This is a genomic window from Mucilaginibacter auburnensis (genome assembly GCF_002797815.1).
Lineage (GTDB): Bacteria > Bacteroidota > Bacteroidia > Sphingobacteriales > Sphingobacteriaceae > Mucilaginibacter > Mucilaginibacter auburnensis.
Genome location: NZ_PGFJ01000001.1, coordinates 1,826,314 through 1,839,096, shown reverse-complemented (window position 1 = coordinate 1,839,096; position 12,783 = coordinate 1,826,314). Strand labels below are relative to the sequence as shown.

The 12,783-nt window shown below is 38.7% G+C and carries 11 protein-coding genes and 1 tRNA gene; 6 read left to right on the top strand and 6 right to left on the bottom strand.

From position 1 onward, the window contains the following. Positions 1-9: 9 nt before the first annotated feature. Together CLV57_RS08240 and CLV57_RS08235 are read right to left on the bottom strand one after the other, a co-directional pair. Positions 10-375, bottom strand: a complete 366-nt coding sequence (locus CLV57_RS08240; protein ID WP_100340829.1) for an RNA recognition motif domain-containing protein — start codon at positions 373-375, stop codon at positions 10-12. Between the two features lie 163 nt (positions 376-538). After that, positions 539-934 (bottom strand): helix-turn-helix domain-containing protein, encoded by a 396-nt coding sequence (locus tag CLV57_RS08235; protein WP_100340828.1) that lies wholly within the window; start codon positions 932-934, stop codon positions 539-541. A gap of 140 nt (positions 935-1,074) precedes the next feature. On the opposite strand from CLV57_RS08235, the gene CLV57_RS08230 reads away from it, so the two are divergent. Further along, on the top strand, positions 1,075-2,550 hold the full coding sequence (locus CLV57_RS08230; RefSeq protein ID WP_157799105.1) for a HEPN domain-containing protein: 1,476 nt from the start codon (positions 1,075-1,077) through the stop codon (positions 2,548-2,550). Positions 2,551-2,640: 90 nt separating this feature from the next. On the opposite strand, the gene CLV57_RS08225 is transcribed toward CLV57_RS08230, so the two are convergent. Continuing rightward, a complete protein-coding gene (locus CLV57_RS08225) occupies positions 2,641-2,832 on the bottom strand; it encodes a hypothetical protein (protein WP_100340826.1) in 192 nt (63 codons plus the stop codon). A 231-nt stretch (positions 2,833-3,063) separates the two neighbouring features. On the opposite strand from CLV57_RS08225, the gene CLV57_RS08220 reads away from it, so the two are divergent. From CLV57_RS08220 to CLV57_RS08200, 5 genes are all read left to right on the top strand, one after another. Next, the gene (locus tag CLV57_RS08220; RefSeq protein WP_100340825.1) at positions 3,064-4,350 is read left to right on the top strand and encodes a PIN-like domain-containing protein; all 1,287 of its coding nucleotides are present in this window, start codon (positions 3,064-3,066) and stop codon (positions 4,348-4,350) included. Between the two features lie 33 nt (positions 4,351-4,383). Beyond that, a complete protein-coding gene (locus CLV57_RS08215; protein WP_100340824.1) occupies positions 4,384-5,283 on the top strand; it encodes a hypothetical protein in 900 nt (299 codons plus the stop codon). A 53-nt stretch (positions 5,284-5,336) separates the two neighbouring features. Then, positions 5,337-6,380 (top strand): hypothetical protein, encoded by a 1,044-nt coding sequence (locus tag CLV57_RS08210; protein WP_100340823.1) that lies wholly within the window; start codon positions 5,337-5,339, stop codon positions 6,378-6,380. A 589-nt stretch (positions 6,381-6,969) separates the two neighbouring features. Next, the gene (locus tag CLV57_RS08205) at positions 6,970-7,869 is read left to right on the top strand and encodes a HamA C-terminal domain-containing protein (protein WP_100340822.1); all 900 of its coding nucleotides are present in this window, start codon (positions 6,970-6,972) and stop codon (positions 7,867-7,869) included. Continuing rightward, positions 7,836-10,133 carry a helicase-related protein gene (locus CLV57_RS08200; protein WP_100340821.1) on the top strand — a complete coding sequence of 766 codons (2,298 nt, stop codon included), beginning with the start codon at positions 7,836-7,838 and terminating at the stop codon, positions 10,131-10,133. The genes CLV57_RS08205 and CLV57_RS08200 overlap by 34 nt, the downstream gene beginning before the upstream one ends. Positions 10,134-10,370: 237 nt before the next feature. On the opposite strand, the gene CLV57_RS08195 is transcribed toward CLV57_RS08200, so the two are convergent. The 3 genes from CLV57_RS08195 to CLV57_RS08185 form a co-directional block, all read right to left on the bottom strand. Next, positions 10,371-10,916, bottom strand: coding sequence for an ORF6N domain-containing protein (locus CLV57_RS08195; protein ID WP_100340820.1), 546 nt, complete (start codon positions 10,914-10,916; stop codon positions 10,371-10,373). A 230-nt stretch (positions 10,917-11,146) separates the two neighbouring features. Then, a complete protein-coding gene (locus CLV57_RS08190; RefSeq protein ID WP_100340819.1) occupies positions 11,147-12,382 on the bottom strand; it encodes a site-specific integrase in 1,236 nt (411 codons plus the stop codon). 294 nt (positions 12,383-12,676) lie between these two features. Next, positions 12,677-12,750 (bottom strand) — tRNA-Pro (locus CLV57_RS08185). Positions 12,751-12,783 lie beyond the last annotated feature (33 nt).

The window sequence follows — 12,783 nt, the reverse complement described above, 5'->3', positions numbered from 1 at the left end:
ATCTTGTGATCATAAAGACCTTCTCGGCCTTTTCTTTCTTTCCTCTGTGGCTGGCCTGGATACTTTTCGATAAACAGGATGTCTTTGCGGAGAAAGAGTTTTAGGCGCATACGCTGGTTTTACAGCAGTTTCTTCATTGATCTTTACCGTAAGTTGTTTTCCGTTCATATCAGCGCCATCCAGTGCTTCGGCAGCCGCCTCAGCTCCTGTCCGGTCACTCATTTCGATAAAGGCATAACCCTTACAAATGCGCGTTTTCTTATCACGAACGATCTTAATGGTGCTGATGTCACCATGAGGGCCAAACAATTTGGCCAGCTCCAGTTCGTCAATTTCCAGCGGAAAGCCGCCAACAAATAATTTAACTGATTCCATAAGTAGCCTGTAAATGTAGAGATATAGAAAACTAGATTTCTGTATTTGTAGAAATGAACATTTCTGTAAGTGCAGAAAGTTAGAAATGCAGAATTATGCATTTCTAATACATGAACTATGCAGGGCTGATCGCAAATAAAAAAGCCCCTTGCGGAGCTTAATATTATTTCGAATTTTTTAGAAGCTCGATTTTCTCTCGCTCACTCGCTAAGAGCAGCTCATATAGCTTTTTATTTTCTTCGTAGACTTCTACCAACCTATCAATCGGATTGAATGTGCTATTGAAAGCATAAACAGCACCGTTATTCGTACTGTTATCGTTAAATGTATTAAAGTAGTTAACTACGGCTTCTTCACTGAAGTTCTTGATCGCCTCGGGCGTGACACCTAATACTTTTGCAATTTTACCTAAGGCATCTTCTTCAACATCAGAACTTTGTTCGATTTTAGAGATTGCTTGTTGACTGATACCAAGTTCTAAGGCAAGCGTTTCTTGCTTTATACCGCGTAATTCGCGGATCTTACTGATCTTTCTTCCAATGTGTAAAGTCTCTGCCATGGCGTAAATGTATCAATTATTGTAAATGTACGAAACAACCGCATTATTGTAAATTACAAATCGCTGTGGTTGGGCACGTAGGTATGTTGCTATTCTTTTGTGTTGCCGGTCAATGCAGGTCGGTCGCAATAGTATCAGCCATGGATCTAAAGCAATATGATGTACAGAACTTTTATCCTAAGTATCTCAACCAGGATGAGGTAAATGAGCCTTTGAAAGTGATCATTGATTTCTTTTCCGCTGACTGGCTACCCGGACATTTAGAAAGCTTACTGGAGTGGCGGAAGTATGTAATCGAAGAAGGCTTTTACATGGATGAGCATAAAAAAAGTCCCGCCGGGCTGCTTTTCACCCACCAATTAAATGCTAAGCTGGTGGAGGCAGTTTATTTAATCAGCCGTACCAAAAGAACATTGAAGCTTGCTGATGCCATTCATATCAACTTTGATGTACAGTTAAACCAGGAAGAGCAGGAATGGTTGCATTACCCTATATACCTATCATCTGTCGAACGTATCAATCCCTATTTGGCTATCAGCAATTTCTTTAAGGTCTATACTGTTGGTCATTACCTTGATCTCCTTTACGAGTGGCTGGAAACAGGCCTGTCCAATTATTCGGCAGATGAGTTCTTAGATACCAGTGATGTGATCTATTTCTATGAGAACATGCAAAAGCTTTATGAAGCGGCATGGATTATCAGGCAGCGCGAAATTGAACTAACATTGAAAAAGTGCACGGAAGAGCGCGATGAGACGGTAACGACGCAAGTGAAACGTTATCCTGTAAGGTTGCCATTACTGAATTTCAATTGCAGGTTTAACGAAGCTATTACATCCGCCGAACAGCTTGGCTTAAATCAATTGGTAGAAATCATACTTAGGGAAATCGGTTCTGTGTTAATGATCATTCACCTCGGGACACATCCTGATCCTGACACGTTCTATCTGCTAATTATCACAGAGGAGAAAGACAAGATACCAGAGCATCAAATCTTAGATAAGATAGAAAAGATATGCAGTCATCTGATCAATGTTTGCGCGATTGTTCATAAGTCAGATGCTTTTTTAAGAGCACTCGAAGATGGAAGCCGCTTTTTTATCAATGCTTTACGAAAACATAAGATAGCTTACCAGTCATCTAAATTGGAATTACCCCAACTACAAAATCCTGATGAGAAGTCTATCAGGAGTCAGGTTGAAGCTACATGGAACCGTTGGGGTAAACAGGGAAAGGACTTTCTGGATACTTCTTTAAGTTGTTTTGATGATGGTAACTATAATTTAGCTGTGTTTTTGATGCATCAGGCTGTAGAAAGTACTTTAAGCGCTATCTTAAGGGTAAACTTAGGTTACCGGCTCTCCATTCATAATCTGGCCAGGCAGCTAAGGATAACGTTGATCTTTACAGATGACTTGAAAAATGTGTTTGACTTTAGTGTTGTTGAAGATGTGCAGCTGTTTGAGTTGTTGCAAACGGCCTATTCGGCAGCAAGGTATAAAGACGACTTTTACGCTGAAAATGATGTAGTAAAAGCGTTATCGGACAAAGTATGCAAGCTGTTCGTAACTGCTGAAGGAATGTATAACCAGGTAATAGAGCAACTCAAGGATTAGCCCATGCAGGAAGGCAGACTGTTCCATTTCACCACACGCTATCGCTCCGGGTTCGATTACACCGACAGCCTTCCTGCCGCACAGGCAATACTATGACTCGTTATCTCTCACCATATAATTGCCTTCCCTCTGCATGGCAATTGACCACTGCATCGCCATCACAAAATTAGCATCGCAGGAAAACTGTAAAGGGTGTATAAACGCTGCAGTAATTACTTCTATTGGCGGCAGCGCCCTTGACAGCTTTCCTGCTTGCTGCTCCCGGTTGTTTAAGCGGTGCAATGGGATAGTGTATGAATGGATTTATTATTAATTTGTTGGAAATATTTAGTTATCCTTATTCGCGGCCCAAATTGCACAAAGTGATCATAGCTTCATAGCCAATAATTAAAAATGAATTTCATCTTGATTGAATTGCGTTAAAGGCGGGAACTACCTTGGGTTCGGATATGTGGTAAGAATAGTATTTATGAAAATGATTATCATTGTAGCCAGCCAAACCCACAACTCTCAATGAAAAGCGAACCTACAGCGATCAAAGAAATTAGTTTTGGACAGCATGTAAGATACCTAACCATTGATTCTTACATCGACAGCCTGTCCAAATATAGAACTGCAGTCGATAACGCTATTGCGCTAAAAACCGACATCCCTATATTTTTAGATACAAATATATTACTCCGCTATTACAGCGTATCCTTCAAATCTCGAGAGGTCTTGCTAGGCTTCTTTTCTCAAAATGATAAACGGTTTTATATCACCAGCCAGGTCCAGAAGGAATTTGTCAAGAACCGTGAAGATGTAATCGACCGCTTTTTTAATGAGACCTTAGATAAATTCGGTGATGACTTAAAAACGGATGTCATCAATAAGATACAAGCTTACAAAGATCGTAATAAAATCTTGCTGGATGATTTCCAGTCACTTGATGGCAAATTGACAAAAATTTACAATGACGCCAACAAATCTTTTGAGCAGCTTAATAAAGAAATAACAACGATTAAACAAAAGAACCAAGCCACAAAATATGACGACGATCTATTATCGATTGTGACTGACATGAACCTGATTGATAACCTTTCTGAGGATGATCTTAAATTCTTGCAGCTTGAGTACGACGGCTTGAAAAAAGGAATAGATCTGGGAAAGATCAAAATGGAAATCGGCAAACCGCAAAAAGCGTTTCCAGGGATGGCTGATCTCATCGAAAAACCAGAACACCCATATGGGGATTATTTCATTTTTCATGAAATAATCCGGGTAATGAAGGAAAATCAGACAGACGCTATTTTTCTGACTTACGACACTACTAAGGGTGATTGGCTAAAAACAAACAAAGAGCCTCATAGCCATTATATCCAAACAGTTTACCGGGCTACAGGCCATACTCTGTTTTTTCTGGATGCGGAGCGTTTTTTTGACCAACATTTGAAACAGCATTTCGAATCGTTATTAAAAGGTCCGATTGATTACTATTCGCCGAAGAGCGGATATGAAGAAGAATTTATTTTAAATTTTGTCGCCTTAGAAAGAGTTACTAGAACGATTGCTGAATTTGTTGTTATTGATAATTATGACAGAATACCATTGACCAGAATTATTGACGAATTTGAAAAGCGCAACTACATCAACAAGCAAGTGTGGAGTGAGTTCAAACAATTGTCGCAATTTAAAAACTTGCTTACTCATGTACATGACCGGGATAAGATCGACACTATTAATCCAGATGAATTTGCCGTTTGGGTAAACCGGTTGGATGCCATGATCACCATGATGAAGGACTTGTACAGACGGCTTTAATAAAGGATATCTACTACTTTCTATTGCATAAATATGGGACATCAGCTTCGCACCTATAACGGTGCCGTATTGTTTATAGACATTCTTGGGTTTGGTGCGCTAACGAATAACCAGATCCCGTTAAGTGTTGAAGATATGGATGCATGGCTTCATGGCAGTCCACACGATCATAATCACCAATTTCTAGCAGCAACGCTATTAGTTGAATTTAGAAGTTTATTGCAGCGCTTGCAACTCCAATTTCCGGATGTCAAGATTGCGCAACTTTCTGATTGCTTTTTCGCATGGTCTCCTCAGATCGAATATGTCATTAAGTTCGCTCACACGTATATGATTGAAGCGATTAAAATTGGATTGTTAAGCCGTGGGGGCATGGCACAGGGACAGATTATAGAGACCGAAAGAAATCATTCACTTGGACGACTGATATTGGGCCAAGCTGTAACAACAGCAGTTGCTTTGGAAAAGCCATGTAAAGGTGCTAGAATATTGACCGATGTGGATCTTTCAATAAAGCTTTATGAGGAGAACCAAGTATTTCATACTACGATTTACGAAATGTTCCAGCCCTTCGAAAGCCCACTTGATTACCAAGTGTATGACGAATTTCAATGGTACTTAACCGATAGATTGGACGACTTGCCGGATTATGGCATACGCCACTGTTCTCCCGAAGATAAATTGTCTTTCACTAAGCACAGATTAAAATTGGTCAACCACTTGATTTTTGACCCCAAATTTGGCTGGAATGCCCGAACGTCCCAAGGTAAAATCCATCTTCAAGCTACAGCGAATCTCTTGTCCCTTAGTGGATTAAACAACGTAAAACATGAGTTTGATCGTAGAGGGTTTTCTGAGCATAGATCCCCGACTATGTTGAGCAACGCACACAAACGGATTGATCAGGACCTTGGATATATAGTCTTACGGTAGAATACTAGCACTCATCTATTACTATATTTACAACGCCAATAAACATTAGTTAATTGAACCAACAATTTTCCTTTTTGACTTATTACTCCCATCACGGCCTTATAACACAGGTAGTGAAAGGGAGCATCGCAACTACGCTAAGAAAAGACCTAATCAAAGCCTCGTCACTGCCGGAATTGATAGCTCGACACGATATCAATCAGGCGTTCAATAAAAGCGTCGTTGATTACATTCGGGCAAATGACGTAAAGCCGTTGGAAACATTGATGGTTGGCTATCAAAAAATGAGTCCGAACACTTTTTTCTGGATAGAAACTACAATCACTTTTAACGGAGCACCTGACGCCTGGGAACAATTTAACTATCAAGGGAAGAAGCCAAGTTATTTCAAATGCGTCATCAAACTACCAGAGATCGGCTACACAATAGAGGCTCAACTGAACGCTGAGCATATGTACACGACGTCAGCGGTCGACCAGTTGTCCAAAATGAAACGAAAATTCTTGTTCGGTTACGTCCAAGAAGTAAACGGCAAAATTATTACCGTCCGCGCTATCCTAATCGGTGATCGGGTATTGCATAACGATGCAATGGTATTGTATGAAACACGTTCAGAGATAAATGCCCACGAGATAGATGAGTTCAGGGATATGAAGAAAATCAGCTATAAAAACAAGTCTTTGGATTTGGAAATAAACCGAGTTATTCCAGAAAGAGACGTTAAAAAATATTTGGCTGAAATTATTTCTGAAAGCGACGTCGACAAAGACTGGGGTGGCGAGCAGTCGGACCTTTTTACCACACATTTGCACATCGACGGGGAACGGTTACGGGCCGCATTCGTTTTGAAAGGTCCTTCAAAATTTCATAAAATGCAGATGAATGACCTAGGAAAGAACGGGGATCAAATTGCCAGACTGTTTGATGAACCGGCAGACATTTTTATTTTACAACATTGTCATCATATCTCGTCAGCAGTAATTAAAACGATGGATGCTTTCGCAAACCAGATCAATCGGCCAAGGAAATACTGTATCATCAACGGTATTGATACACTTAGGATTTTGAAAGCATATAAAAAGCTCCCTAAACTTTAGAAAGGTTAGGCGAAATTTATTCCTTAATTCCAAAGTAAGGCCTACAATTGTAAATATTCTATCATATAATAAGTTTATCATTACACAACATGAAGGTCGATTTGGTTACCAAGAACAGTCTTTCATGCAACAACTTTTCGAAACTTCAAAGCACCTAAATAGCACATTCATTTCAAAAAATAACCCGTTTTCGATGGGGGCTATAGGATAAAATGCGCTCATACACTATGCGACGTGTCACGTAGCCAATACCTTTATTCATTAGTTTATCAATTGTAGCAAGTAGCCCCTCATAGATCCAATGGTTGATCCTTTGAAACCGTTCAAATAGTGTGTATTTGATTACATATAAGGTATTGAGGGTGGGACGAGATGTATTAAAAGAAAAGATCTTCTCATAACGACGCTTACAATTATAGTGCCGTTGCAACAAACACTACCTTGGTATTTTGGCGGGATTAGCACCTATCCCAACAATACTATTTGTCGGCCTGACCTGAGTTTTATCTCCGCACTCTATGCATTTTGTAATATAAAGTTATGACTTATATAATATTATATTTACAAATTATGAATCCTAAATCTTCGTATGAGACAAACATTAATAGATTTAATAAAAAAGACAATCATTTACGAGTACGATTTACCTAACGCAAAGGTTGGGACTTTAAAAACAATCTATTCTACCCATAATGATCAATGCTACAGCGCTAAAGACATAAATAACATCGCTGAAATAATTTATAACTCGATTGTGGATTATGCCTACAACGAATTTGATATCGTTGGTAAAAATTTAGATGCCTTACATGCGGGTGCTTTAAAAACCAAGCTCAAGTATAACCCTACTGCGGATGCAACTACTAAAGTCAAATATGGGTTCTTCGGTGAGGTATTATTATATAGCATTCTCATTACACTTTATCACGCCAGACCCCTCATTGCAAGAGGATATTTCTATAATCCCTTAGAAAAAGCTGAAACGAAAGGTTATGACTCCTACCAACTGGTGGATAATAACGGCAGTATAGAGTTGTGGTTCGGTGAAGTGAAATTCCATGCGAATCATACTCAAGGAATTGATAGCGTTATGAATAATATCGAGAAAGCATTATCTGATACTTATTTGGAAACAAATGTTTTAGCATTAAGTAATCATAGAAATAATTTGAACGTTACAGGTTCGGTTATAGAGACAATTCTGGATAGCTGGGAAGCTAACCCAACCATTAGCATACCTGCTGAAATCAAGAAGTATAACATGACCTTAATCTATCCTATCTTAATTTTATATCAGCATGATGAAGGTGACTACGATGCCAATATCAAAAAAATCCCGGATTACATTACCTTGAAACATCCGTCTAAAACCTTTACACTGTCGGTTCCCCACAAAGTGTTTTTCATACTCCTGCCTTTAAATAAGATCAAAGAAATCAAAGAAAATGTAATACAATGGATAGAATCAAAGAAGCCGCTGATCTTATAGTTGATATTAATAAATATCGCAGGCAAAAAATACAGGATTATCAATTAATAAAGTCAGCATGCACGTATTTTGACCGGATTAAAGGTGAGCAAATCACACAAGCAGATCTCCGGTTTTTGAGGTACGTAGCAAATATTATCGGCGTGCCGCATTTCTACGACGTGTTATCCAAATTTGGGAAGGAATTAGAATTGGAAGAGCATGACTTAAGTACCATATCTTCCTTAATTTCAGAGGCAACATTGCACACCAGTGATAGCAGCAAAGTTCATCGTTACCAAAAAATCATATTGGATCTGTTTCAGCCATCTAAATTAAATCGGTACTTTTTATCTGCAAGTACCTCGTTCGGCAAAACCCATATCGTATTTGAGATCATAAAAAAATTAGCCTATAAAAATGTAGTGTTGATTTTTCCAACGATCGCCCTACTATCTGAAAATTTAGAAAAAATAATCGACGATCCTAATTTTGAATATTTTAAGAATAACTATACGATTCACACCTTAAGCGAGGTTGAATCATTCGGAGAAAGTAATCTTTTCATTTTTACACCTGAACGATTCCTATCCTTTATTGATAAAAATGAACATTTAATTGACTTCGATTTTGCCTTTATAGACGAAGTTTATAAAATCGATAACGACTATCTTATTGATGATGAGGTTAGAGAAAATGAGCGAGACGTAGCATACAGATTAGCGGTATTTTACACTTTGAAACCGAATGTTAATGTGCTTTTAGCTGGCCCTTATATCGACTTTTCAGATGCGTCTGAAAAAAATTACAACGCGTCTTTTGATAACTTTTTGAGAGATAATAACATTGAACTGCTAGACTTCAATAACTATGAAATAGTCAATAAAAGTTTTACGGATATACGCGGGGCGAAAACAGCAATAGCTGATGAGGATTTGAATTTTAAATTCGAGAGTAGTAATAAAACTGACCGTTTGGTGGATATTGTTAAAGCGATTAAGGGAATCGGCGAAAATACAATTGTTTACTGTTCTGGTCGAAGCGCTACAGAATCGTACGCAAAAACGCTTATTGATTCCAATATTTTTTCTGACCATAATTATCAGCCCTACAATGACTTCGTTACTCACATCAAAAAATATTTTGGCGATGATTGGGTAGTTTACCGTGCTTTATTAAATGGTATTGGAATACACCATGGCTTAGTGCCGAAATATATTCAAAAGGAGATCATCAACCTGTTTAATAATGACCGGCTGAAAGTGTTAATTTCAACTACAACGATTACTGAAGGAGTCAACACTTCTGCTAAAAACCTGGTGGTACTTCACAATAAAAAAGGCGACAAAGACCTTAAAAAATTTGACGCTAAAAATATTGCTGGACGAGCGGGGCGCTTCCTTTATCATTATAACGGCAGGGTATTGGTATTACAAAACAAATTTATGGACGCTATAAATGCGGTTCCTGATGCCATTAAGCATAAAAATTATGATTTTGAGTCCCCTAAAGATGAAATTGATATTTACTATACCAACGATGCCTACCTAAAGCCGGAACACAGGGCTACCATTGCAAGCATTGCACAGCGACAAATTGAGAGAGCGATTCCAGACGAAGTGTTCAATATGTATAAAGTGATTAGCAGATCGGATAAAATAGCTATCTATGACCGCATCGCCTCGCTAACTGCTAACCAGTTTCTATCTATCAGAATGTTGATCAGGAAACTTAATTACGAAATGGATATTGACAGCGATGGATTTCAGGTGGTAATTGACGTATTATTTCCGGTTATTAAAAACCAGAAATTGCTTTTCCTAATTGAAAGAAAAGATAAGAATAACCGTTATTCAATTTTGACACACTTTGTACACTTTTACTTAGATGGAGGTTTTATTGGTTCGATGAACTTTAAACTGAAAACCAAAGGCAAAACGAAAGATGAGGCCATTAAAGAAACTGCTGAATTTGTATACAATACGTTAAAATATCAGGTAGTAAAATATTTGGGCGTGTTTAACATCATGTACAAACTGTATCAATCCAAACAACAGCAGGTTGAAATAGATCAAATCACCGGCATCGATCGCTTATTGACAAAGCTTGAATATAATGCCTTAAGCGAAAATGGACGTATAGCAAGTGATTATGGCGTCCCATCAAATGTTGTCGAATATTATGAGAATTCTGAGCAACAGTTGCAAATCAGAGCACGATTTGATAAATATGAAATATCAGTTTTTGATAAAATAGAAAAAATTGTAAAGAAGCATAAAGGGTAGACGCAGATATCGCAAACCGTTTTCCCGTCTTTTCTAGCTTCGTAAAGTCCCTCAAATTTTTATATTAAAATCTTGAGTTGTGAACGAGCACACGAAGGATTCAAGAACTTATGACCTATAAAAAAAATGAGGAGGGAAATACCCTTTGCAATTTTATTATGAAAAAAGTCACTCGAAATCTTTATTCAGTTTAATGATAAAGTTGGCGAATTAAAGCAATGGCTTTAATTCGAGTAATTATTCATCCGGTTTAAAACCGATTCGTTTTCTATTGTTGACACCAAACTGTTGAGATTTTATTTTACTGGATAGCTCTTCCAAATAAGCAAAGACTATCTGCATGTTTTTGCCATGGTTGAATAGTTCATTTCTAATTTTTTCAATCTCTAATCTTATCTCCGTTGTATCAGTTAAAATTTGCCTGACATGCACAAAAATCCGCATTATTCGTATGTTTACCTGTATTGCCTCATGACTATTTAACACACTTGAAAGCATACTTATGCCTAGTTCAGTAAAAGCCATAGGAGCATACTTGAAATTTTGCCCTTGTTTCAAGGTGCCAATTTGGCTCCTTGAAATCTGATACTCTTCGGGGGATAGTTCGAACATAAAATCCTCACCTGGGAATCGCTCAATATTTCTTCTTACCTGGCGCTTAAGGTGCTTGGTCTCCACTTGGTACAATTCTGCGAGATCCTGATCTAACATTACTTTTTGGCCTCTGACGATATAGATCTTACTTGAAATGATTTCGTCTGTTATGATTGCTTCTTTTTGCATGATGTTCAATTAAGGTTATCACAATATTGATAACATGTAAAAGTATTCATCGACTTCATCCACTGTTAGACCCTCGCTCAGATCGTCAAGACCTGATGTTCGATAATATATAAGGGAAGAACTGCGAGTGTAACTTCGCTTTAGGGTCACAATTTGTGACCTTAAAGCGAAGTTAGGAACGAAAAGATGGCATCGATTATTCATTTCTTTAAATTACAGTCAACAAACACTTAAGCGACAGACAGTTCTTTAAGCTTCCCTTTCAGAGCTGCCATATCCTCGCTCACTTTTCTTTCGATAACTTTGGCATAGACCTGTGTAGAACGCATCGACGTATGTCCAAGAAGCTTACTTACCGTTTCTATTGGCACACCGTTCACGAGTGTCACAGTGGTCGCAAATGTATGCCTAGCCATGTGGAAAGTCAGGACCTTATTAATCCCACATAGTTCAGCTAGTTCCTTGAGGTAGCTATTCATTTTTTGATTGGATAATCTGGGGAAGATTGTTCCGTTCGCAGCTGCTCTTACGTTTCCTTTGTACTTGTTCAATAATCGCTCTGGCTCGTTGAGTACCGGGACATTGACTGGAATAGTGGTTTTCTGGCGAAAGGTCTTGATCCACAGACCGCCATCCTGACCTTTGACTAAGTTGCCTGGCGTAAGCTCCATCACATCAACGAAGGCAAGCCCGGTGTAACAAGCAAATACGAATATGTCCCTTACAACACTCAATCGAGGTAGTAGCAGATGTTTTTGTTCCAGTGCAGCCAGCTCCTCGGACGTCAAAAAGTCTTTCTCGACGCGATCGAATTTCAACTGGTACTTTTCAAAAGGGTCACGGTATAACCACTCGATCCGGCAAGCCAGGTTGATCATTTTCTTAAATCGTTCCAGGTGCTTCATGATGCCGTTAGTTGTTAATGGCTTTTGATGGTCCAGTGGCTCATGGTTGCGAAGAAATACTTCAAAGTCCTGGATGAATTTGTAATTGAGTTCAGATAGAAAAAATGATCTTCTCTTTAGTTTGTTACTAACAAACTCCCGCAGATACTTTTGGGTAGTGTAATAATTTTTCATGGTCGCTGGAGCAAGTACACCTTGAGATGTTTCATTATGATACTCAGCAATTTCTTCCAGGGTGTGTTCATCATCTCCACTTTTCAAAAATGTGTTCTTAACAGCATCGGCACTGATCACGCGCCGTTTGAGTTGTAACTCCCGGTAACATTCTCCCAATACCTGTCTTACCTCTTCGAGGTAGATGTTGAGCTCCCTGCCTTCAGCGGTCGTTGTCTTGCCCATACCTTTCCGAACGTCCCAGCACCTTGTTGCAACGCTTTGCTTGAGTGCCAGCATGGCTCTCTCTCCATTGACTTTAATTGCCGCATAAACCGGCGCTTTTCCTTCTTTTCCTTTTTCTGTCCGCAAATTGAAGTGGACACTGAATGTGTTGATCGCTTTCATAACATTGATCTAATTAAACCATTTGCAATTATTTGGTATTAAATCATACCTAATGGTATCAAAAGATCAGCTCAAATCAGCGCAAAACAACGTAGGTTCGTTGCCTTGTAATGCATTGTACTACAGTGATTTAAACCACTTTTGAATACCTCAAAAGTATGAAACGAAAAGAGGTGTTCAGTTAGGTGACGGATAACTTGCGATGATTTGATATAATTTGCGTTGGCAGGAAAACAAAAAAGCCTGTAAATCATTGATTTACAGGCTTTCCATATCATTTGATATGTGGTATCGTCGGGATGGCAGGATTCGAACCTGCGGCCTCCACATCCCAAATGTGGCGCGATACCGGGCTACGCTACATCCCGAAAGGGAATGCAAAAGTAAGCTTTATAATCAGT